At 47.6% G+C, this 22130-nt stretch carries 23 protein-coding genes; 16 read left to right on the top strand and 7 right to left on the bottom strand.

The window, feature by feature from the left end; all coding sequences use genetic code 11:
- Window positions 1–128 precede the first annotated feature (128 nt).
- Window positions 129–611, bottom strand: coding sequence for a hypothetical protein (locus KDD36_05715; GenBank protein ID MCB0396127.1), 483 nt, complete (start codon window positions 609–611; stop codon window positions 129–131).
- A 313-nt stretch (window positions 612–924) separates the two neighbouring features.
- Between KDD36_05715 and KDD36_05720 the strand changes: the two genes are divergently transcribed.
- Entirely contained in the window at window positions 925–2424 is a 1500-nt protein-coding gene (locus KDD36_05720) for a hypothetical protein (GenBank protein MCB0396128.1), read from the top strand.
- 182 nt (window positions 2425–2606) lie between these two features.
- Window positions 2607–5420 carry an outer membrane beta-barrel protein gene (locus KDD36_05725; protein MCB0396129.1) on the top strand — a complete coding sequence of 938 codons (2814 nt, stop codon included), beginning with the start codon at window positions 2607–2609 and terminating at the stop codon, window positions 5418–5420.
- A gap of 112 nt (window positions 5421–5532) precedes the next feature.
- Here KDD36_05725 and KDD36_05730 read toward each other — a convergent pair whose 3' ends face one another.
- Entirely contained in the window at window positions 5533–5775 is a 243-nt protein-coding gene (locus tag KDD36_05730; GenBank protein MCB0396130.1) for a hypothetical protein, read from the bottom strand.
- A 187-nt stretch (window positions 5776–5962) separates the two neighbouring features.
- On the opposite strand from KDD36_05730, the gene KDD36_05735 reads away from it, so the two are divergent.
- The 5 genes from KDD36_05735 to KDD36_05755 all read left to right on the top strand — a co-directional run bounded on the left by KDD36_05735 (window position 5963) and on the right by KDD36_05755 (window position 10720).
- Window positions 5963–6664, top strand: coding sequence for a response regulator transcription factor (locus tag KDD36_05735; GenBank protein MCB0396131.1), 702 nt, complete (start codon window positions 5963–5965; stop codon window positions 6662–6664).
- 70 nt (window positions 6665–6734) lie between these two features.
- Window positions 6735–7142: an aminoacyl-tRNA hydrolase gene (gene arfB, locus KDD36_05740; protein MCB0396132.1), complete on the top strand. Its 408-nt coding sequence runs from the start codon at window positions 6735–6737 to the stop codon at window positions 7140–7142.
- Between the two features lie 94 nt (window positions 7143–7236).
- Window positions 7237–7719 carry a histidine phosphatase family protein gene (locus KDD36_05745; protein MCB0396133.1) on the top strand — a complete coding sequence of 161 codons (483 nt, stop codon included), beginning with the start codon at window positions 7237–7239 and terminating at the stop codon, window positions 7717–7719.
- An 11-nt stretch (window positions 7720–7730) separates the two neighbouring features.
- Entirely contained in the window at window positions 7731–9806 is a 2076-nt protein-coding gene (gene ppk1, locus KDD36_05750) for a polyphosphate kinase 1 (GenBank protein ID MCB0396134.1), read from the top strand.
- Window positions 9807–9817: 11 nt separating this feature from the next.
- Window positions 9818–10720 carry an exopolyphosphatase gene (locus KDD36_05755; protein ID MCB0396135.1) on the top strand — a complete coding sequence of 301 codons (903 nt, stop codon included), beginning with the start codon at window positions 9818–9820 and terminating at the stop codon, window positions 10718–10720.
- 4 nt (window positions 10721–10724) lie between these two features.
- On the opposite strand, the gene KDD36_05760 is transcribed toward KDD36_05755, so the two are convergent.
- Complete coding sequence (locus KDD36_05760) at window positions 10725–11723, bottom strand: acyl transferase (GenBank protein MCB0396136.1); 999 nt, start codon at window positions 11721–11723, stop codon at window positions 10725–10727.
- Between the two features lie 142 nt (window positions 11724–11865).
- Between KDD36_05760 and KDD36_05765 the strand changes: the two genes are divergently transcribed.
- Window positions 11866–12345, top strand: a complete 480-nt coding sequence (locus KDD36_05765) for a hypothetical protein (GenBank protein MCB0396137.1) — start codon at window positions 11866–11868, stop codon at window positions 12343–12345.
- On the opposite strand, the gene KDD36_05770 is transcribed toward KDD36_05765, so the two are convergent.
- Complete coding sequence (locus KDD36_05770; GenBank protein ID MCB0396138.1) at window positions 12346–14034, bottom strand: Na/Pi cotransporter family protein; 1689 nt, start codon at window positions 14032–14034, stop codon at window positions 12346–12348.
- A 435-nt stretch (window positions 14035–14469) separates the two neighbouring features.
- Here KDD36_05770 and KDD36_05775 point away from each other — a divergent pair, with 435 nt between their 5' ends.
- Window positions 14470–15153, top strand: a complete 684-nt coding sequence (locus KDD36_05775; protein ID MCB0396139.1) for a response regulator transcription factor — start codon at window positions 14470–14472, stop codon at window positions 15151–15153.
- A gap of 22 nt (window positions 15154–15175) precedes the next feature.
- Entirely contained in the window at window positions 15176–16267 is a 1092-nt protein-coding gene (locus KDD36_05780) for a sensor histidine kinase (protein ID MCB0396140.1), read from the top strand.
- Here the strand turns inward: KDD36_05780 and KDD36_05785 are convergent.
- Together KDD36_05785 and KDD36_05790 are read right to left on the bottom strand one after the other, a co-directional pair.
- Window positions 16231–16713: a hypothetical protein gene (locus tag KDD36_05785; GenBank protein MCB0396141.1), complete on the bottom strand. Its 483-nt coding sequence runs from the start codon at window positions 16711–16713 to the stop codon at window positions 16231–16233. The genes KDD36_05780 and KDD36_05785 overlap by 37 nt on opposite strands.
- Window positions 16714–16782: 69 nt before the next feature.
- On the bottom strand, window positions 16783–17856 hold the full coding sequence (locus tag KDD36_05790) for a glycosyltransferase (GenBank protein ID MCB0396142.1): 1074 nt from the start codon (window positions 17854–17856) through the stop codon (window positions 16783–16785).
- A gap of 66 nt (window positions 17857–17922) precedes the next feature.
- Between KDD36_05790 and trmB the strand changes: the two genes are divergently transcribed.
- The 6 genes from trmB to KDD36_05820 all read left to right on the top strand — a co-directional run bounded on the left by trmB (window position 17923) and on the right by KDD36_05820 (window position 21800).
- On the top strand, window positions 17923–18603 hold the full coding sequence (gene trmB / locus KDD36_05795) for a tRNA (guanosine(46)-N7)-methyltransferase TrmB (GenBank protein MCB0396143.1): 681 nt from the start codon (window positions 17923–17925) through the stop codon (window positions 18601–18603).
- A gap of 153 nt (window positions 18604–18756) precedes the next feature.
- The gene (locus KDD36_05800; GenBank protein ID MCB0396144.1) at window positions 18757–19116 is read left to right on the top strand and encodes a helix-turn-helix transcriptional regulator; all 360 of its coding nucleotides are present in this window, start codon (window positions 18757–18759) and stop codon (window positions 19114–19116) included.
- On the top strand, window positions 19091–19483 hold the full coding sequence (locus KDD36_05805; GenBank protein MCB0396145.1) for an MGMT family protein: 393 nt from the start codon (window positions 19091–19093) through the stop codon (window positions 19481–19483). Before KDD36_05800 ends, KDD36_05805 begins: the two co-directional genes overlap by 26 nt.
- 67 nt (window positions 19484–19550) lie before the next feature.
- On the top strand, window positions 19551–20654 hold the full coding sequence (locus KDD36_05810; GenBank protein ID MCB0396146.1) for an Mrp/NBP35 family ATP-binding protein: 1104 nt from the start codon (window positions 19551–19553) through the stop codon (window positions 20652–20654).
- Between the two features lie 4 nt (window positions 20655–20658).
- Complete coding sequence (locus KDD36_05815; protein MCB0396147.1) at window positions 20659–20922, top strand: NifU family protein; 264 nt, start codon at window positions 20659–20661, stop codon at window positions 20920–20922.
- Window positions 20919–21800 carry an SDR family oxidoreductase gene (locus KDD36_05820; protein MCB0396148.1) on the top strand — a complete coding sequence of 294 codons (882 nt, stop codon included), beginning with the start codon at window positions 20919–20921 and terminating at the stop codon, window positions 21798–21800. The genes KDD36_05815 and KDD36_05820 overlap by 4 nt, the downstream gene beginning before the upstream one ends.
- Before the next feature lie 62 nt (window positions 21801–21862).
- On the opposite strand, the gene KDD36_05825 is transcribed toward KDD36_05820, so the two are convergent.
- Complete coding sequence (locus KDD36_05825) at window positions 21863–22039, bottom strand: hypothetical protein (protein MCB0396149.1); 177 nt, start codon at window positions 22037–22039, stop codon at window positions 21863–21865.
- Window positions 22040–22130: the final 91 nt, after the last annotated feature.

Below are 22130 nucleotides of genomic sequence, written 5' to 3' on the forward strand. Positions count from 1 at the left end.
GCCTAATGCGGGATGCTCTGAACCAGCTGAGCTAAGCTCCCTTAGGGGGATGCAAATATAGCTAAATATTCAATTTACAAAAACGAAAAAAGGATCAATAAGATTCGGAATGGGGTCCGGAATATGGATCAGTTGAAGCTGAGGGTCTGCACGGCCTGGAAGAACCATGCCTGTACTTCATTGAATTCCGCAGGATCACACAGCATTTCAATGCGGGCCTTCCCACCGTTTACATCCAGCATCAGTATTGTGCGCTCCCGGATTCCCTGCTCATCAGATACCGTGGTGTGAAATTGTTCACCCTCATATCCGTTGACCTTTACTTTATCCACAGTGGCATCCTGGGCATAGTAAGCGTCCATGTTGGTAAACCGTTCCGCTTCTTCATTCAGGTAGATCCTGATCTTTACGGTAGAGGATTCCTTGCTGTTCAGTTGCCAGTATGTCATCGACAAAATACCCGCCGTGGTGGATTCCCATTCCCCGCTAAGGTTCATACGGATACGGTCGTTGTCACTGCGGTACGTTTGTTCATCACTTCCCGCCTTCACATTCAGAGCGAATACCATTGCACATAGCAAGGCAAACGCATTGGTAAGATTCTTCTTCATAAATCACATTATTTACACGTATCCGCACCAATACTTCCGGTGAAAATGTCAATAAATAAAGCGTTAGGCACGGACTGGGGTTTGCTTATCCACAAATGTACCACTTTCATCGAAAGCGTTCAAACTTTTTTTTCGGCGGTTTTTTGTCTTTCCGCCTCCGCCCTACTATCGGCTATAAGTATTGTCAACACAGACAACTTTATCATCAAGAAACCTTTTTATCATGGTTGCATAACACCTAATTGATATTGAGTTAACATACGTAAGGTTCCTTTGCAACGAACAAAAGAAATAATTCACAAAACCCATCAAAATGAAACGACAAGACTTTTACCCGGTAACCAGGAAGGCGATTGTCTATTCCCTGTTTGCCGGTGCGCTGATGATGTCATCTGCGTGTTCTAAAAAGGAAGGATGTACCGATCCTACCGCCACCAACTTTGACGCGGATGCAAAAGATGACGACGGTTCCTGCGAGTACGAAGACAAGTCAACCACCTTTACCCAAACCATTGTCGGATCCGATACCCTTGTGACCATTAAAGATAATGGTGAAGGAATCGGCACAATGACCCTCACAAAAACCAAAATCTGGATTCTGAACGGACTGGTGTTCGTGAACAGCGGACAAACCCTCACCATTCAGGCTGGTACCGTTATTAAAGGAAAATCCGGTCAGGGCGAAAACGCCTCAGCACTGGTTGTTGCACGTGGCGCCACCATCAATGCTGCCGGCACTGCTACTGAACCTATCATCTTCACTGCCGAAGCAGACAAGTTGGACGGAAATCTGAGCACATCCGCCCGCGGCCTTTGGGGTGGCGTAATCGTTCTTGGAAAAGCAAAACTGAATTCATCTCCCGGCGAAACCGCTGTTGAAGGTATCCCAACTACCGAATCAAGAGGTATTTACGGGGGCTCTGATGATGCAGACAACTCCGGAACATTAAAGTATATCTCCATCCGCCACGGCGGCACCGACATCGGTGAAGGAAATGAGATCAACGGTCTTACCCTGGGTGGTGTCGGTTCCGCGACCACCATCGAACATATTGAGATCATTGCCAATAATGATGATGGCATCGAATTCTTCGGTGGCATGGCCAGCGTAAAATATGCGGTAGTTGCCTTCTGCGCCGATGATGGTTTCGATTATGATGAAGGTTGGAGAGGACGTGGTCAGTTCTGGTTCCTGATCCAGGATGCCAACGCAGGAGACCGCGGTGGTGAGCACGATGGCGGTACCGATCCTGAAGATGGTACACCCTACGCAACACCTATGATCTACAATGCAACCTACATCGGAAACGGTATCGCCAACGGTCATCGCGCCGTTACCTTCCGCGATAATGCCGGTGGAGAATACCACAACTGCATCTTTGCAGACTGGGGTAAAGGCATCGACGTTGAGAAGCTAGCTAGTGGAGAAGATTCATATGCCCGTTTAACTGAGAATTCCCTTAAACTGGTCAGCAATATCTTCTTCAACACCGTTGTAGCCGGAACCGGTGCAACTGCATCCGACCTTTTCAAGGTTACCCTTGGAACCGGTGCAACAGATGGTGGCGCACAAGCCGCTTTTGAAGCCAAATTTGCCAGCAATAGCAACGCGGTAGCAGACCCAGGCATCGTAACAACTGCAACTGCAGGAAGCATGCTTCTGGATCCCGTACCAGCCAATTCACTGGTAGCAGGTACCGCTCCAAGCAACTCCTGGTACACTTCTGTTACTTTCAAAGGTGCCTTCGATCCTAGTGCCACTCCATGGTGCAAAGGATGGACATTGCTTGACGAAGCAGGATTCCTGAAGTAACAGTCTTCATGCGTAACTGTTAGTTCAAACGCGCCCCGGAGGAGGAAATCGCCCCTCCGGAGCGCGTTATTTATTGGCATCTTCTATACTTTAACCTGAATGTGTTAACATTTACTTAACACTCAGGTGATGCTTCGGTCACAGTACATCCGGAACTTTACGGCATCGTTATCCGAAGAAAAATGAAGATATCCAGAATTGTAGTTTTCTTACTTCTGACAACCCTCGTCAGTCGGGCACAAGATGCCATCCTCAGTGGAAATGTGAAAGATGGAGATAATGGGCAACCCATTCCGGGAGCTTCCGTTATTGTAGCAGGTACCACTATCGGGACCGCTACCGATTTCGATGGCAACTTCAGATTACCCATACCCAAATCCGGTAAAGTAAAGATCGTTTGCCAATACATTACGCACAACCCGGATACACAGGAGGTAACCCTCCAACCCGGAAAAACGATCAACCTTAATTTCTCGTTGCACGTGCAGGTATTTACCATTGCTGAAGGAATAACGATTGAAGCAAGGGTGAATCAGAAGTCTGAGAATGCTGCACGGACCGCGGAAAAAAAATCTGCCACTGTGGTAACGGTTATGGCCGCAGAACAGATTGCCAAAGGCGGCGACGGTGATGCTGCTTCCGCAGTGAAGCGTATGCCGGGTGCCACGGTAGAAGGAGGTAAATACGTTTACGTACGTGGCCTCAGTGACCGTTATAGTAAAACCACCCTTAACAGTGCGGAGATTCCAGGCCTGGATCCGAACAGGAACTCGGTCCAAATGGATCTCTTCCCCACCAACCTGATCGAAAAGATCAGTGCCGTGAAATCATTCTCACCCGATTTGCCCGGAAACTTTACCGGTGGTCTTGTGAATATCGATACCAAAGAGTATCCGAATTCATTGATGATGCAACTCTCAACATCCCTGTCATACAACACCCAATCGAACCTCCGCAATGATTTCCTTTCTCCGGGAAAAGGGTCAAAAGATTGGCTGGGAATGGATGACGGTAGCCGTGATATCCCAGCTGCAGTTGACGGCAAGGTCATTCCAGGATACGGTGCCGATAATCAAAAGCTGGAGACACTTACCAAAGCTTTCAACAAAAATGTCTCGCCTCAACAGACCAATTCATTTCTGAACCAGGGTTATTCCTTCTCATTTGGAAATAGGGATTCACTGTTTAAACGACCCTTGGGTTACATGGCAGGCGTAACGTACAGCCACAGTTTCACCGGATACGATAACGGCTTTACCGGAAGATACAACCAGACCGGACCGGTATCGGAAGTGAATAACCTGAACCCCGACCTCATTTTCAAGGATTCAAAGATGGAAGAAGATGTTCTCTGGGGAGGCCTGATCAACGTATCCTATAATCTTGCAAAGAATCATGATATCAGTGCCACCGTTCTCCACAACCAGAACGGCACAAACATAGCCAGGTACCAGGAAGGTGAAATCCCAAAAGATGCTGTTGGTCTTTATCAGCAAACCCGTGCGATGGGATACAAGGAAAGATCTTTGGACACGAAACAATTGAAGGGTAAACATACCCTGCCATTCCTTCACGATCTCGAAGTAAGCTGGCTGGCCTCATTGACCACTTCGGCTCAACGTGAACCAGATCTAAGGTTTATGACCAACGATTATGAACTGGTCAATTCCGGAAGCGAGAACCCAGACACCCTGTATGGCCTTAGCCCGTCTATATATGGTCCGCCCAGCCGATACTTCAGGGACATGAAAGAGACCAACAATGACTACAAGGTAAACTTCCAGCTTCCTCTGGAAACCAAATCCGGACATCCGGCCATTATCAAATGGGGCGCTTCACAAGTTGTAAAAGACAGGACGTTCCGGGAACAACGCTACGATTTCCGCAATACGAATATGGTCTATACCGGGAACATGACAGAATACTTCTCGGATGCCAACATGGATCTTTCATCAACATCTCACGTGTATGTGGTAGATGGCTACCAGGAAAGGAACCAATATGATGCGGATGAGACTGTCAGAGCTGCATATACCATGGCCGACATCTCATTGGAGAGATTGCGGATCATCACCGGTGTACGTTTCGAACATGACAAGATTTATGTGGCAAGCCACAAAGCATCACTCGAAAAAGGATTCCTGAACAACAAGGATTTTCTTCCTGCCATCAATACCACTTATTACATTAAAAAGGACACGACCAACCTGAGGTTTGCCTACAGCCGCACCCTGGCTCGCCCCATCTTCCGAGAGCTGGCGCCGTTTGCATCGTTTAACTTCGTAGGTGACTATGTGGAAGTAGGCAACCCAAATCTGCAAAGGGCATTGATCGACAACGTGGACCTGAAATGGGAAACATATCCGAGAACAGGTGAGGTGATCAGCATCGGCGTATTCGGTAAGCGTTTTCAAAAACCAATCGAGCGCACTTTTAATATCACCGCCAACAATCCGGAGTTAACATACAGAAACGTGAAAGAAGGCCGGGCCTACGGTGCAGAGTTTGAATATCGCAGAAACCTGAGCGCTTTCCACCGGTCCCTGGAACACTTCAGTCTTGGCACCAATGTAACCCTCATTTATTCCCGCGTTGCAATTGATGCGAAAGAATTGGCCGATATCCGTGAACTGGATCCGGAACACCCAAGCAAGCGGGTGATGTTCGGCCAGTCGCCCTATGTTGTGAACGCATCACTCGGTTATCAAAATGACTCACTTGGGATGTCTGCCAACCTGAACTTCAACGTTTCAGGCGAGCGGATGGTAGTGGTGATTGACGGTGGAGACCCGGATGTGTTTGAACAACCCACCCCTCAGCTTGACTTCAACATCAGAAAAGATATCGGTAAGAAGCTTGCCGTTTCATTGAACATGAAAAACATCCTCAACCCTGAATTCAGGCAGACCCAAACATTCAAGGGCAACGATTACGTTTTTCAATCCTACAAAAAAGGTATGAGTATCGGACTTAGCGTTCGCTACAATATTTTCTGATTGTTTACGGAAAGGGCGGAGACCGGGCAAAAATAAAGCCGGCTCCGAAGAAAACCGACTACGTTCATTGAGGAGCTGCCCGCCAGATAACAGGCAGCTGAAACAAACAAGGTTACTTATTGATGTACTCCATCTCCTCCACAGAGGTACCTATGCGGATGGTCGCATAATCATCCACGTTGATGTCATGGGAGAAGAAAACCTTCAGGTTATCCGTATCTGGCATATCATCATCTGGATCATCATCCAATTCAAGTTCAATTGAACGGACAAGCCAATCGTCATCGGCCATTAATTCATAAATTACCGGAGCATCCTCTTCAGGTCTGACCTCCAGGTTTGGCATTTCTTTCATGATTTCAGAAAATTAATTGTGTCATTGGTTACGACCCCAAAACACGGAATCAACATTAATCGCATCATTAATACAACGTTATGTTTGCGGACATTACAGAGACATGTTGATTTTAACATAATTGTAACACTGATTTAATGGAGTGATGCCCACTCCTGGCTAATTTCGTTAGCCAATCAGTACAACCATGGAATTCAGATATAAAGTCCTGGTGATCGACGATCAGCACGATCACCGTGAACAAATGTTACATATCCTTGCCAGAGAAGGATTTGATACCGTAGGTGCGGTTTCCGGACATGAAGGTGTTGAAAAAGCACAAACAACCCATTCTGATATTATTATTATGGATATCGCCATGTCCGAAATGGATGGGGTGGAAACCTGCATGCAAATCCGTGCCTTGCAGGATTCCAAGCACCCGATCATTGTCTTCCTTTCCTCTCGCAACGAGGATTATTCTCAGATCGCTGCACTGGAAGCCGGTGGTGATGATTACGTCACCCGGCCAATTAAACCCCGCGTGTTTGTTTCACGCCTGAAAGCACTGATCCGCAGATCACAGCTATGGCAAAAAGTGTCAATAGAAAACGGCAATGGCCATGCACCTTCCACCATCCTGAACAAAGAGCGGTATTCGGTTCTTCATAACGGCACGGAATACGAACTTCCCAGGAAGGAATTCGGACTATTATCCTTGCTCATGTCCAAACCAGGCAAGGTATTTACCCGGGAATCTATTCTCAATGCTGTTTGGGATGAAGAAGATCTGATCAGTGATCGCACCATCGATGTACATATCCGACGCCTGCGAACCAAGCTAGGCAAAGAACGCATCAAAACGCTGAAGGGCATTGGATACAAGTACTGTCTTACCATCGCCGAATAAACGACCTCTTCCTGATCATCGCGCCGGATTTCTTATATTTCCGGAACATGGTCAATTGTGTAACATACTGTTGAACACGGAAGCACTCATAAGGGAGTTACAGTTCCGAACCTCAAGAAGTAGCGGACCTGGTGGGCAACATGTAAACCGAACGGAATCGCGTGTGGAACTGCTCTGGCATCCTGCCGGTTCTGATGTTTTCAATGACCGTGAGAAAGTCCGGATACAAAAACACCTTGCCAACCGCATTGATGGAGAAGGGATTTTACATTTGACGGCATCCGAAGAGCGTTCTCAATTGCGTAACAAAGAACTCGTCATTCAGCGCTTCCTGAAACTAATCGCAAGGGCACTGGTTCCGCAAAAGAAGCGCATCCCCACCAAACCAGGCAAGGCGACGGTGGAAAAAAGGTTGGCTCTCAAGAAGAAGCGATCTTTAAGAAAACAACAACGGTCGGGCCGGGGAGGTGATGAATAGCAACCGCTAAACCGACATAGATTATTCACTACTTTTGATGTGATCAAGATATCCGTAACATGATTTTCCCATCAGCCCATAAAAAGTCCACACCATGCTAAAATTATATGCCGTGCGACATGCCAAATCAAGCTGGGCTTTTCAACAACTGCACGATATTGACCGGCCTTTGAAAAGAAAAGGGATCAAAAGAGCGATCCAAATGGCCCGGATACTGAAGGAAAGAGGTGCCAAACCGGATGCTGTAATCAGCAGTCCGTCCATGCGAACCTGCCAGACGGCCCTTTTGTTCGGCACCGTGTTACGATATAACCCTGAAAAGATCACCCTCCTGAATACCCTTTATGAAGCGGGGCTGGAGGATGTAAAAAAAATGATCAGTAAGCTGGCCGATAGTGACAAAGAAGTGATGTTTTTCGGCCACCATCCATCTATCACGGATCTTGCAAATACTTACCTGGATGAACCACTTGCAGCTCTGCCGACCGGTTCCATCGCCCTTCTTACCAGTAAAGCGAACAAGTGGTCCCGGTTTATCTCACAACCGCTGGATATTGAATTGATCATGCCTCATTGAATCCACCAACTATGTCAAGAAAGAATACGCGAGCGAAAGCCAAACCCAGTCCGCTGATCAACCGGGAGATCAGTTGGCTTTCCTTTAACGAAAGGGTGCTTCAGGAAGCGGAGGATGAGAAGGTTCCATTGGTGGAACGCATTCGTTTCCTGGGTATATTCTCCAACAACCTCGACGAGTTCTTTCGGGTTCGGGTGGCCACACTCAGGCGCCTGGTCACCCTCAGAAAAACAGACCGGGAAGAATTACTGGCCAAACCCAAGAAACTATTAAAGGACATCCAGGATATGGTGTTGAGTCAACAACAAAGATTCGACAGCATCTATCAGAATCTGATCAAGCAACTGAAAACACACAACATCCATCTCATCACAGAGACAGAACTTGATGAGTCACAAGGAAGTTTTGTAACAGACTATTTTAATACGCAGGTGCGACCGGCACTGATCCCGGTGATGCTCAAACAAAACCGGCCACTCCCCTACCTGAGGGATCGCACCATTTATCTGGCCATCCGGTTGCTTGATGCCAAAAAGCAGGAACAATTTGCCCTGATTGAGCTTCCTACTGGTGTCCTGCCACGATTTACCGTCCTACCTGAATCCAAAGGACGCCGCTACATCATTCTTCTGGATGACGTGATCCGTTTCTGCCTGAATGAGATCTTCTCCATCTTTTCGTTCAAGTCGATCGACGCATACACCATTAAGCTTACAAGAGACGCAGAACTGGACCTCGATCATGACATCTCCAAAAGCTTCCTGGAGAAAATGACGCGTAGCATCAAACAACGAAAAAAAGGAGATCCGGTACGTTTTGTTTACGATCGGAACATTCCTCCTTCCATGCTGGAATACTTAAAAAAAAGGTTGAAACTATCCGAATCGGATAACCTGATCCCGGGAGGCAGATATCATAATTTCAAAGACTTCATGAAATTCCCGAACGTCGGAGGTTCAGAGCTTGAATATGAAACCCTGCGCCCTCTCAGACACCCGGCTCTTGTAAATGCACACAGCACGATGGATGTGATCAGAAAACATGATGTTCTGCTACATTTCCCCTACCAGTCATTCAATCACATGATCGATCTGCTTCGCGAGGCAGCCATCGATCCTTTTGTGACCTCTATCAAAATCACCACATACAGACTGGCAAAAAACAGTCACGTCATCAATGCGCTGGTTAATGCCGCACGCAATGGCAAACAGGTCATGGTGGTGATGGAACTGCAAGCCCGCTTCGATGAGGAAGCCAACATCAGGTGGTCCAACAAACTGGAAGAGGATGGTGTGAAGGTGATCTTTGGCATGCAGGGATTGAAGGTTCATGCGAAGATCTGTCTGATCACCCGCAAAGAACACGGTAAGCTGAAACAATACGCCACCATCGGAACCGGAAATTTCAACGAGGTAACGGCCCGCGTTTATACCGACAATACCTTGATGACAGCGGATAAACGCATTACCATGGAGGTAGCCAAAGTGTTCAATTTCCTGGAAAATAACTACCAGACCTTCACCGCAAAACATTTGATGGTATCACCATTTTCCACCCGTAAGAAGCTTGCTTCACTCATTCAAAAGGAGATCGTCCATTCCAGAAAGGGGGGCAAAGGATACATCTTCCTTAAGCTGAACAACCTGGTGGATGAGGAAATGATCAAGAAACTTTACCATGCCAGTCAGGCAGGCGTTAAGATACGGATCATCGTACGCGGTACATGTTCACTCATACCCGGGCTACCGGATATCAGTGAGAACATTGAGGTGATCAGCATCGTCGATAAATTTCTCGAACATACCCGTATCTATGTTTTCGGGGAAGGCAAACATCAGCAGATCTTCCTCTCTTCCGCGGATCTGATGAGCCGGAACCTGGATTTCAGGGTGGAGGTAACGTGCCCGATCTATGACCCGAAGCTTCAGAAACAGCTCCTTGAAATGCTGGACATGCAATGGGCTGACAATATAAAATCCCGGTATATCGATGAAAAACAGGAAAATCATTACCGGAATAGCGAAGGTAAAAAAGCCATCCGCGCTCAGATTGATTATTATAACTATCTTCAAGGGTTGGGTAAATAAGATCGCGGAAATTGAATATTCATCATATAGGTGCCGTTGACATCGGCTCGAACGCCATTAGATTGTTGATCTGTCAGGTGATTGAAGATGGAGAAACAACACATTTCAGAAAACAATCCCTGATAAGGGTTCCCCTGCGATTAGGTAAGGATGTGTTTCTCACCGGTGTTGTCTCTGAAAAAAATGTTGAACACCTGGTGGATGCCTGTGTTGCTTTCGCACACTTACTCCGGGCTTACCAGGTCAGTAGCTACCGGGCCTGTGCCACCTCAGCCATGAGAGAAGCCACCAATGCACCTGCTATTCTGAAAAAGATACGCTCAGATTCCGGCCTGGAAGTGGAAGTGATCTCCGGAGAAGAAGAAGCATCCATCATTTACTCGACACATATTGAACGGCTCCTTGATGCCGACCGGCCTTCACTTTACGTGGATATAGGAGGTGGAAGCACGGAGATTACCGTCTTTCAGGGAAGAGATGTTAAAGCATCAACATCATTTAATATCGGCACGGTACGCATGCTGGAAGGCCAGGTTGACAAGGCGATGATGGGATATATCAAAACCTGGCTTCAGAAAAACTGCGCCGGCATGAAAGGGATCCAAACCATCGGTTCCGGAGGCACCATCAACAAATTATCCAAACTCGTTCCAAACAAAAAGAAGGATACTACCTTTTACAGCTACGGTCAACTTAAGAACGTATATGCATTTCTCAAAGCCCTGACATTTGAGGAACGAATCGTAAAAGCTGGACTTAATGCGGATCGCGCCGATGTCATCCTTCCGGCCGCACAAATAATGCTGACCATTATGAAATGGGCGGGAAGCAAGTCCATCATGATCCCCAAATTCGGACTGGCGGACGGGATGGTAAGAAGTCTGTATGAAGCCCAGGTTCAGGCCGAAAAGTAACCTGTTATAGTCCCGGGTAAAGTAAACTGCAGCCCCGAATCTCAGCGGCATCCAATCTTCCCAATACTTCAAATGCCTGCCGATCGGTATGCCACTTTCCGATGTCGTCCGTGGCAATGAAACTGCAGGTATACAAATTGGCCAGATCTATGATATTGATGGCACCAACGCGTCCATCCGGCACTTCCGCGAAAGGATCCGTCACATCCCGCATCCGCACCTGCATCCACGATGGCGTTTGAAAGAGCCCATCTTTTACAGAATACGCCTGCGACAACAATTCGGTCATTCCGTATTCCGACCACACCTGAGCTATGGAAAACGCTGTCTTTAAACGGTCATGTACTTCCGCCCTTACCAACTCTTCCCTCCGTCCCTTCATCCCTCCGGTCTCCATGACCATGGTCGTAGAAAGAGCAAAGGGGAAACGTTCTGCCAGATCAAGCAAGGCATAGGTTACGCCGATCAGCAGACAGGGCTGCCCATTGGCCTCCATTTGTTGCAATGCAGAAGCAACGGCCTCCAGGTCATCTTTATAAAAGGCACTCTCAGGTTGGCTGCCGGATTCCATGATCGTCTGCACCATATAAACCAGGGAGGAATGGCCACGCTCCAGATATGAAGGCAACAATGCCAGAATAACAAACTGTGAAGGCTGGCCAACAAACTGCCCGAAGGATCGAAGACAACTTTCACGATACAGATCAACGTCCGGTACATGGTGGCGCGACGGATGCTGGCCGGTGGTGGTACTGCTTTCAAATACCACTTCAGCGCGTTTCGGTGTACATATCACCTCATGGCCCCTGAACAGGTTTACCGGAAGAAATGGAATGTCACGTAAACTTCCGATATCATCCGGATGCCTCCCCAGAAGCTCAATGTACCGCCTGTAAACCGGATTCACCGTTGCCTGGTAACGGAATATATTCATGGCCAGGTCCTCAAAATCCGCTTCACTCACCGTGAAAATTCGTTCCCTGAGCTTATCGGGTATTACCATGACTTATTATCCTGAGGTCTCATCCGGCAAAGGTAGCAGATAATGAAATGCAGGGCGAAGCTTACCCATTTGCAAACTCATACCGGATGACGCGTGATAATAAATTCGTAATTTAGAAGTTGAAATGATGAATATGCGTCTGATGAAGCTCAAACATTCATATTACTGGTTAATCGGTGCTGCTGCGCTCACCTGGGTGGGATGCATCAAGCCGCCGCAATGTCCGGATACACCTTTCATCGAATACAAAGACTTTATCATCACCAATGATTCAGCCCAACTTTTCTTTCAATTCTCAGATGGCGATGGCGATATCGGATTGAAGAAATCAGAGACGCAGGCACCATACGATTACAACCTGTACATGTCTTATTTTGAAAAGGTGAACGGGGTATTTGTGGAAGACTCCACGCTGGATCCGCCTTTCTGGTATCGTGTTCCATACCTCAACACGGAAAACTCCAACCGCTGTGTCAAGGGGACGATACATGTGAACCTTTCGCCATTTTACAGGAACTTTTTATCTCCTGAGAGCGACACCATCATGTTCAGGTTTTATTTGCTGGACAGGGCGTTGAATAAGAGTAACATCATCGACACCCCGGAGATCATCACCCCCTGATCACTTCATATCGATCAGTGCCTCGGTGATGTTAAAGATGTGATCCCCCATTTTCTCATAAGAAGAAAACAGTTCATTGTATATCATCCCGCTCCGGAAGTTGTATTCATTCTTTTCCAGATCCTCAAGGTGAAGAACCCTCAGTTGATCCCGCAACTGATTGATCTCTATTTCCACTTCGTCAGCTTCCGTGATCTTCACCTGACCGAAAGGCCTGTCGAGGTTGGTGATCATCACATCAAAACCTTTACAGATGAGCAGAAACATATCTTGAAGATTTTCACGCTGCGCCTGGGTAAACCAAACCCTTTCCTGGTGTTTCCGCGAGACCCATAATGACATCTGGTAGCATATATCTCCGATCCTCTCAAGATCATTGATCACACCCAGCATTCCCCTCACCCGAAGTGAGCTTTCACGTGTAAGTTCTCCTTGTGAGATATTGCTCAGGTAGTCTGCAACCTCTACCTCGATACGGTCAGTGATGTTCTCATACTTCTCCACCCTCGAAAGCAACTCTCCGAATTTCTTATCATTGTTCTCTCGCAGGAGCGGCGGAACCATCTCAATCATTCGTTTGGTGAGCGTTCCGAACTTTACAATCTCCTTTTTGGCTTCCAGCAATGAAAGTTCGGGTGTGGTCATCAGGCCGGAGTCAATGTACTCCAGTTTGTACATTTCGTCCATATCACCGCGCGAAGGCACCATCCGAATGACCACCTTCACAAGCACAGGAACAAACCAAATGAGCAACAGCACGTTGGATACGTTAAAGGCTGTATGGAATATCGCCAGCGCCTGGGGAATGGCCTCGTCACTTGTAAACGGCGAACCCATGCCCATATCTATCATGATGTCATTGATCTTCTGCAAGTAGAAACCATTCAGGAAAACCATCCAGGTTACACCGATAACGTTGAAAAGGCTGTGAATCCTGGCCGATCTTTTTGCGTGAACATTACCTATGAAGGCTGCGATCTCCGCTGTGATGGTGGTACCAATATTTTCGCCAAGGATCATTGGTGCGGCAATCTCAAAAGGTATCCAGCCCTGAAAACACATGGTTTGGGTAAGCGTCATCGCCGCACTGGAAGATTGCACAATGATGGTGAGAAGGGTGCCGACACCCACGAATAGCAGGGTAGACAAAATTCCCATATCCGCATAGCTTGAAAGAAACTCGAGAACCTCGGGGCTGTTCTTGATATCCGGAACCGTATCTTTCAACGCTTCCAGCCCCATAAACAGTAATGCAAAACCGATCAGGAATTCACCCCAGAATCGCATATTCCCGCGCTTGCTGAAGATCATGGGAAATCCAACTGCAATAATAGGAAGGGCAAGTGTAACAATCTTTACCTTAAAACCAAGGGAGGCCACAATCCACCCGGTGATGGTGGTACCTACATTGGCCCCCATCATGATTCCGGCAGATTCTACCAAGGAAAGGAGGCCTGCATTCACAAAACTTACGGTCATCACCGTGGTGGCGGAAGACGATTGAACCAGGCTGGTAATCAGAAAACCGGTCAGTACACCCAGGAAACGATTCTTTGTCATGGAGCCAAGGATCATACGCATACGTGCACCCGCAGCATGCTGCAATCCTTCACTCATCACCTTCATACCGAAGATAAAGAAGCCGAGGGCTCCCAACAACTCCATAAAATCCAGGAAATCAAATTTCATATCACACTATGGCTTCTTCACTGATGTGGAAAAATGTTAATGTTAATGTTGCGAAGATAGGTCTTTTGTAATCCTTTCCATGACCGGATTACTTTTTGGGTTGATCATCCCAATCAAAAAACTTTTCCCCAACCCGCAGGATACACATTTAATTGACCGGCACTGGTCCGCTTCACCAAAGTGTATTCAGTGGACTTCTGACAGCAATCTGGCTATATTTTTTTGTTAACTAACGGGGTAAAACCCCAATGATCACGGAAACAAAGGTATCTGCCATTCACATTCGTCAATCATTTCTAATGTTAACTTTATTTTAACAATAAGTTAAGCACTCGTCATTTTTAAATCGCTGGTTTGCAGGCGTCAGTGGGAATACAGACCTTTACTTGCCTCCCTTAACATCGATGACCGGAGGGAACTTCTAACGAATAGATAATGGACGTTACAAAAAAGATTTTGCTCGTGGATGATGAGGAGGATATCCTCGAATTTATCCGTTATAACCTGGAAAAGGAAGGGTTTGATGTGAATGTGGCGCATAACGGACGAGAAGCCATCAACGTAGCCAAACAAATAAAACCGGACCTGGTGATCCTGGATATCATGATGCCGGAAATGGATGGCATTGAGACGTGCCAGGAAATCCGCTCCATACCGGAAATGGAACACGTGGTCATCGCCTTTCTCACCGCAAGAAATGAGGACTACATTCATGTGGCCGGTTTGGATTCCGGAGGAGATGACTACATTACCAAACCTATTAAACCGCGTGTACTTGTAAGTCGGGTGAAAGCGTTGCTCAGGAGAAGCCCTGCCAGGGGTGGTGATGACAGCGGCGTCATTCAATCCGGACCACTGACAATCGATCAGGATAAGCACCTTGTGCAATGCAACGGTGATACGCTGGAACTCCCCCGTAAGGAGTTCGAACTTCTGGTGCTTCTCGCTTCAGCACCCGGAAAGGTTTTCAGAAGGGAAGAAATCCTGGATCGTGTCTGGGGTCAGGATGTGATCGTTGGCGACCGGACCATCGACGTACACATTCGAAAACTTCGCGAAAAACTGGGTGATGATTTTTTCCGCACCATTAAGGGCGTAGGTTATAAGTTTGAGTTCTGATGTAGTACATTTGTAAGTTCTCATGAAGAACTTAACGCCACATCAGATATCTATCAGGGCATCCCTCGTGATTGCCGTGGCGTATACCCTTTTGTCCTGGGTAAGCCTGTCCAACCCAACCAAACTGGTCATTGTTTTTCATTTCGGATTGGTGTTTGTGATATCCTTTTTGGTGATGCGCTATACCATCGGTCATTTCATCTACAGGAAGATCAAGCTCATTTACAAAACCATCCAAAAGGAAAAATCCAAAAAGCTTGAAAAGAAAGAGGAGACCTCATCCATTATTCATGAGGATCTCATGGCCCGGGTTAATATGGATGTGCAGGCCTGGGCAGACAGCCAGCGGCAGGAGATCGACCGGCTGGTGGCGGATGAACAATACCGGAAGGAATTTCTGGGAAATGTGTCGCACGAACTGAAGACGCCGATCTTCAACATCCAGGGGTATATCCTGACATTGCTGGAAGGTGGACTGGAAGATGAATCGATCAACCGGGACTACCTCCAAAGAGCCGACAAAAGCGTGGATCGGCTGATCCATATTGTAGAAGATCTTGAAACAATCAGCCAGCTGGAGGCCGGTCATCTGGAACTGGACATGGACAAGTTTGATGTGGTTGCGCTTACAAGAGACATCCTGAAGTCGCAGGAACTGGTGGCAAGGGACTCCAGCATTACACTTGGATTCAAGGATCACGATGAAAAGCCCCGGGAAGCGATGGCAGATAAAGAGCGGATTCGTCAGGTCATCACCAACCTGATCGTAAACAGTATCCGTTACGGGAAGAAGGGAGGCCAGACCGAAGTACGGTTTTATGATATGGACGAGAACTGGCTGGTGGAAATTTCCGATGACGGCATCGGCATCCCCAAGAAACACCTGCCCCGTATCTTCGAACGCTTTTTCAGGGTTGACAAGAGCCGATCCCGCGAACGCGGCGGTACAGGACTAGGCCTTTCCATTGTCAAGCACATCATTGAAGCGCACGGACAAACCATCAATGTGAGGAGTACGGAAGGAGTGGGATCCACATTCTCCTTCACCCTTGAAAAAGCAAAGGAGCGCCCGTCTAATCAGCGTTTCCGAAAAACAAGCACTTCGCCTTCCTGAGATTCACCCGCCAAATGAATCAGGTTATCATCCGGATCATATGGCCTGGCTTTAAACCAGTCCGGACCCGTCTCGGTCACCACGAATATTTTCTCTATCCGGATACCTAACAACTCCTGACGTATTTCATCATTTTCGGAAGCTTGTCCGGCATCAACTTCCCCGGATACGGTTAAGGTATCTTCGGAAAACAACCAATGTTCAATATTAAAGGACAGGAACGGCAGGTATCCCTCCTTATCACCTGCACGCAATCCTTCACCCAGATAACCATTCCCTTCCGCCGTCAGATCCAGGTCTATATATTCCATTTGCCCCAGCGCATTCTTTCCTTTCTCCGCACGCCATTTTCCGGCCATAGCAAATGCACCATGCTGTGTTAATTCCCCAGGCTGAGATCCACATGCGACCAAAGCAATACAAAATCCGAAAAAGATTCTTTTCATATTCGAATAACTGGATGCGAAGAGATTCTAAATGTAGAAATAAATTGGTCAGCGTAAAAGCATAACGACTTATAAACCTTTGTGCCGGATCAACTCTTCTATCGCCTTTTGCAATCCTTCGGGCCGCATGGGCTTAAGCGGCTTTAGCTTGCGATAGGCAACCAGCGCATTCCCCAGACCCAGGTCGGATTGATGTACTTCTATCCCGGAACCGGAACCTGCCGCATATTCTGCCAGGTATTCCTGCTCTGTTTGTCCGGGAGTCGGAATGAGAATGGCTGTCCGACCCAATATTCTGAGGTCCATAAGGGTTGAATATCCCGAACGGCAGATGATCACACCCGCCCCCATGATCTGATCTCTAAATGGCTCATCAGCAAGGTGGTCAAACCAAGTGATAGATTCGGATGAAGCGGGAGCGGTCCCTGTTCTACCCCTGATGATGGTCACTTTCATATTGAGGTCAGGCAGACGGGAGACCAGTTCCTCCTCCAACTGACTTCGCTGCGGTTCGGGCCCTGAAAGAATGACCAGACATTTGTTGGGGTCAGCGGTCGGTGTGGTCTCAGGAAGGGTAAAACGCGATAGCAAACCAACATATCGCACATGTGACGGCAGCGGCTGGCCGTGGGACAAGCGCCCCGACAGGTTTTCTTCACCGGCCGCGTCCGGCACCCAGCAATAGGTAAACCTGCGAATCCAATGCTGCTGCATCTGATAGATCAGTCCTTCGAAAGCCGGCGCCTGCACATGTAACTGGTGACTGATAAATACCGAAGGTATGCGTTGAGACCATAATCCGTAACGATTATCAGATATCACGGCATCCAGGCGGTGCATATCCACGTAATCATTTAACACGCGATGTTCTTCACGAATGGTCCGCCATAAACGGGGAGATTGCTTCAGCATGGCAGCTGCCATGAAATTTCCATTCTCCGGATAGCGAACGTCATATGAGGGAAGTTCCAATCCATGCAGCTGTGGAAAAACTTCCTGAAGCAATGAAAGGGAGGAAGAAGCTCCGCCGATGAATACCTCACGGCCGGCTTCAATCAATTTACGGATCACAGGAATGCATCGCGTGGCGTGACCCAGACCCCAATCCAGCGGAGCCACCAATATTCTTTGATTCCCTTTCATGACGTAAACCCAAAGTTAAAACCTTTCGCGACTTGTGTAAAGTAAGCACATATATTTGCAGCGAATATGGGAAAGGATAAGTTAAGGCGCTATCGCGAGAATGAGTCGTTGCCAAATGTCATTCAACCCGGAAGACCGGTGCCGGAAGAAGTTTTCAAATGGAAGGGAAAATGGGCGAAGGAATATTTCGGCAACATGGGAAAGCTTATCCTCGAATTAGGTTGTGGCAAGGGAGATTATACCCTCGGACTCGCCCGAAGAAATCAGAAAGATAATTTCATAGGAGTTGATATCAAGGGTGCGCGGATATGGAGGGGTGCACGAACCGCCCTGGATGACGGACTTCAACACGTGGCTTTTATAAGAAGCCCGATCGAATGGCTGCCCCATTTCTTCGCGCAGGAAGAAGTGGATGATATATGGATCACCTTTCCCGATCCTCAACTCAAGCGCAAGCGTACCAAAAAACGTTTGACCAGTCCGGGCTTTCTGGACCACTATCGCCGCTTCCTTTCCGGTGAAGGATTGGTGCGTTTGAAAACAGACAGTGCGGAGCTTTTTGAGTTTACGAATGAGGTCCTCGACCAGGAAGGCATAACAGCCGAAATTAAGAGCGATGATGTCTATGCGCAAGCCGACCTTCTTCCTCCCGAGGTTTCGGCCATCACCACATTTTATGAAAGCAGGTTCCTCGCTGAAGGTAAGCCTATCCACTATGTGGCCTTCAATCCGCATAAAAGGTCATAACCATTTCACCTTGTAAGTACTTCGTATCAATTCTGATTATATTTTTGTGATGTAATTAAATTTTACATTTAAGTATATTTTTTGCGATATCGAAGCGTGCGCTCTTCACGAAATTTTGTGGACACTTGTTGTATGGAAGTCCACATAGGTCTCATGATTAAAAAACATCTCCGGGAGTCCGGTATGAGCAAGACAGAACTTGCCCGCCGGATCAATACAACCTCCCAGAATGTATATGGGATTTTCAAGAGGAAAAGCATTGACACAGGCCTTCTTCAAAAACTATCGGATGCCCTGGGTGTTGACTTTTTTCAATACTACACACAAGGCAGCCTGGCTTCCGAACCACCCAACACTTATCTGAAACAAAATGAGGCTGCACTATTGAAGCAGCAGGTGAAATTCTGCGAAGAAAAGATCGCCCTCATGGAAAGAGAAAATGAATACCTTAGGGAGATCAATGATTTACTGAAGGAGAAAATATCGGGTGGAACAAAAAAACCAAAATCATAAGCTTTCACATTCACCGTCCGAACCGCATCAGGAAGATTTTTTCGATCGCGTTTACGAGGTAGTAAGACTGGTTCCTTATGGAAAGGTCACGTCGTATGGCGCCATTGCCAAATATCTCGGTTCAGGAAGATCGGCCCGTATGGTAGGTTGGGCCATGAATCAGGCACACACACACCATTCATCGGTACCTGCGCACAGGGTGGTAAACCGGGCAGGCTTGCTTACGGGGAAACACCATTTCAGCGGACCAACATTGATGCAGCAATTACTCGAGAACGAGGGTGTGCGTGTGGTCAATGACCAGGTGGTTGATTTCGATAAACACTTCTGGGATCCTATGAAAGAATTGCCGTTTGACCGGTTCTGAGCTTTCCCTTATTTAGAATTGTTCTACATAATCTATATCTTTACATTCTGCACCAATTCAACGTTTCATGCCGATTACAAAAGAGGCCGTACTTGAAGCATTAGGACATGTTGATGATCCGGATCTGAAAAAAGACCTGGTAACCCTGGGCATGATCCGGGACCTTGAGATCGAAGGATTGAATGTCCGCTTTTCCGTGGTACTTACCACCCCGGCCTGCCCAATGAAAGAGATGATCCAACGGGCCTGTGAGAATGCCATCATCCATTATGTAAATGCCGATGCCAGGGTTGATATAAATATGACCTCGGAAGTGACTTCCGGTCAAAGCAACAACAAGCCCGCCCTGAAAGGCATTAAAAATATCGTGGCCATATCTTCCGGTAAAGGAGGTGTGGGGAAGTCTACTGTTGCCGCCAATCTTGCGGTTGCACTGGCCAAACACGGAGCAAAAGTGGGTCTGATCGATGCTGATGTTTATGGTCCATCTGTCCCCCTGATGTTTGATGTAGGCTTTGAACGTCCCGGCATGGCAGAGGAAGACGGAAAGAAGAAAATGGCACCCGTGGAAAATTACGGTGTCAAACTGATGTCCATCGGTTTTTTTGCGGAAGCCTCACAAGCGGTGGCCTGGCGCGGCCCGATGGCCACAAAAGCATTAAATCAGATGATCACCGATGTGGCATGGGGTGAGCTGGATTATCTCCTGGTTGACCTGCCTCCTGGCACCGGCGACATCCACCTGACACTCGTGCAAACCCTTCCACTGACCGGTGCAGTGGTAGTTACCACACCACAAAGTCTGGCCATAGCAGACGCCAGAAAAGGAATGGCGATGTTCCGCATGGAGCAGATCAATGTTCCGGTCCTGGGTTTGATTGAGAACATGTCATGGTTCACCCCGGCCGAACTGCCGGAAAACAAATATTATATCTTCGGTAACGGAGGAAGTCAACGGCTTTTGGATGAGTTTAATATCCCACTGCTCGGCCAGATTCCCCTTATCCAATCCATTGCCGAAGCCTCAGAAGCAGGAAGGCCCATTGCACTGCAGGATGATACTGAAACCGCCCGGGCATTTACCGAACTGGCCGGGAAACTGGCCCAGACATTGGCGATAAGGAATGCTTCCCTGGCTCCGTCAGAAACCGTTAAAGTCACCCAATTCTGATTGCATGCCGGCACGCATCGACACCACTTTATTTGACCGGATAAAGAAAGAGCTGGAACAGATACGCCCTTTTCTTCAGGCTGATGGTGGTGATGTGACGCTGGAAGAAATAACCCCTGACCTGGTTGTGAAAGTCAGACTTTGGGGAGCCTGCTGCTCGTGCTCCATGAGCCCAATGACCATGCAGGCCGGTATAGAGGAAGCTGTGAAAAAGGCCTTTCCCGAAATCCGGGAGGTCATTGCCATCAACGAAGGACAATCCAAATGACTACACCATTGGATCTCTCACAGATCATGTTACGCGAGAACGCGCTTCACGATAAGATCGTGGTGATCACCGGCGGAGGCACAGGCCTCGGAAAATCCATGGCCACCGGATTTCTGCACCTGGGCGCAAGGGTGGTCATCACCAGCCGCAGGCAGGAAGTGCTGGATGCTGCCAAACAGGAACTTGAAGCATCCTGGCCAGGAAAAATACTAGCCTGTGCCTGTGACGTGAGAGATGCTTCCCAGGTAGAAGCATTGCTTCAGTTTACATTGGATCATGCAGGCATACCGGACATTCTCGTTAACAATGCCGCCGGGAATTTTATTAGTCCCACGGAAAAATTATCACACCGTGCCTTTGATACCGTGGTTGATATCGTTTTAAAAGGCAGCTATAATACTTCCCTTACTTTCGGGAAACACTGGATCGGCAAAAAACATCCGGCCATGATCCTGAATATTGTGACCACATACGCGTGGACTGGCTCCGGCTACGTAACACCTTCTGCTTGCGCAAAAGCAGGTGTATTATCCCTAACCCGTTCTCTGGCCGTTGAATGGGGACCCAAAGGAATTCGCTGCAATGCCATTGCACCAGGTCCATTCCCCACCAAAGGAGCCTGGGACCGGCTCTTCCCCGGAAATCTGGCAAAAAAACTAAGTCCGGAATTGCGTGTTCCCCTTGGTAGAACCGGTGAACATATAGAGCTGGTAAATCTTGCGACCTACCTCGCATCACCATATGCGGCATACATTAATGGCGAAGTGGTAACGATCGATGGGGGTGAGTGGCTGAAAGGCGCCGGCCAGTTCAACATCATGGGTGAACTGAAAGATGAGGACTGGGAAAAGCTTAATGAATTAAGAATGAAGAAATGAAGAATTAAGAATGGAAGATAACCGGAAACAATGGTTCCCCATTCATTCTTAATTAAACAAATTCACTCTTCGCTGATGATCCGGTTTGATACAATGTATCCGATCACACCAAACAGCACAAACAAGAAGCTGACGATCAGGAAGAAATTATCCGGACGATTCATAAGTACGTTAAGGATCACGAACAATACACCCAGAAGAATCAGTAATACACCGCCGTTTTTCAGAAATGCTTTCATAGGTTTGTTTTAATTTGCAACGAGCATGTTGCCTTTATTTATGGTACAAACTCAATCATGCGAAGGTAAACATTGACCTTACAATGCGCAA

The organism is Flavobacteriales bacterium, from assembly GCA_020435415.1.
Classification (GTDB): Bacteria; Bacteroidota; Bacteroidia; order JACJYZ01; family JACJYZ01; genus JACJYZ01.

Bases quoted from the DNA above. Each gene is read 5' to 3' on its own strand.
- KDD36_05765 (MCB0396137.1), top strand. From the start codon at position 11,866: ATGAAGCTCAAACATTCATATTACTGGTTAATCGGTGCTGCTGCGCTC.
- KDD36_05775 (MCB0396139.1), top strand. From the start codon at position 14,470: ATGGACGTTACAAAAAAGATTTTGCTCGTGGATGATGAGGAGGATATC.
- KDD36_05730 (MCB0396130.1), bottom strand. From the start codon at position 5,775: ATGAAAGAAATGCCAAACCTGGAGGTCAGACCTGAAGAGGATGCTCCG.
- KDD36_05810 (MCB0396146.1), top strand. From the start codon at position 19,551: ATGCCGATTACAAAAGAGGCCGTACTTGAAGCATTAGGACATGTTGAT.
- KDD36_05770 (MCB0396138.1), bottom strand. From the start codon at position 14,034: ATGAAATTTGATTTCCTGGATTTTATGGAGTTGTTGGGAGCCCTCGGC.
- KDD36_05820 (MCB0396148.1), top strand. From the start codon at position 20,919: ATGACTACACCATTGGATCTCTCACAGATCATGTTACGCGAGAACGCG.
- KDD36_05785 (MCB0396141.1), bottom strand. From the start codon at position 16,713: ATGAAAAGAATCTTTTTCGGATTTTGTATTGCTTTGGTCGCATGTGGA.
- KDD36_05720 (MCB0396128.1), top strand. From the start codon at position 925: ATGAAACGACAAGACTTTTACCCGGTAACCAGGAAGGCGATTGTCTAT.
- KDD36_05725 (MCB0396129.1), top strand. From the start codon at position 2,607: ATGAAGATATCCAGAATTGTAGTTTTCTTACTTCTGACAACCCTCGTC.
- KDD36_05800 (MCB0396144.1), top strand. From the start codon at position 18,757: ATGATTAAAAAACATCTCCGGGAGTCCGGTATGAGCAAGACAGAACTT.
- KDD36_05790 (MCB0396142.1), bottom strand. From the start codon at position 17,856: ATGAAAGGGAATCAAAGAATATTGGTGGCTCCGCTGGATTGGGGTCTG.
- KDD36_05735 (MCB0396131.1), top strand. From the start codon at position 5,963: ATGGAATTCAGATATAAAGTCCTGGTGATCGACGATCAGCACGATCAC.
- KDD36_05715 (MCB0396127.1), bottom strand. From the start codon at position 611: ATGAAGAAGAATCTTACCAATGCGTTTGCCTTGCTATGTGCAATGGTA.
- ppk1 (MCB0396134.1), top strand. From the start codon at position 7,731: ATGTCAAGAAAGAATACGCGAGCGAAAGCCAAACCCAGTCCGCTGATC.
- KDD36_05825 (MCB0396149.1), bottom strand. From the start codon at position 22,039: ATGAAAGCATTTCTGAAAAACGGCGGTGTATTACTGATTCTTCTGGGT.
- trmB (MCB0396143.1), top strand. From the start codon at position 17,923: ATGGGAAAGGATAAGTTAAGGCGCTATCGCGAGAATGAGTCGTTGCCA.
- KDD36_05815 (MCB0396147.1), top strand. From the start codon at position 20,659: ATGCCGGCACGCATCGACACCACTTTATTTGACCGGATAAAGAAAGAG.
- KDD36_05745 (MCB0396133.1), top strand. From the start codon at position 7,237: ATGCTAAAATTATATGCCGTGCGACATGCCAAATCAAGCTGGGCTTTT.
- KDD36_05780 (MCB0396140.1), top strand. From the start codon at position 15,176: ATGAAGAACTTAACGCCACATCAGATATCTATCAGGGCATCCCTCGTG.
- KDD36_05760 (MCB0396136.1), bottom strand. From the start codon at position 11,723: ATGGTAATACCCGATAAGCTCAGGGAACGAATTTTCACGGTGAGTGAA.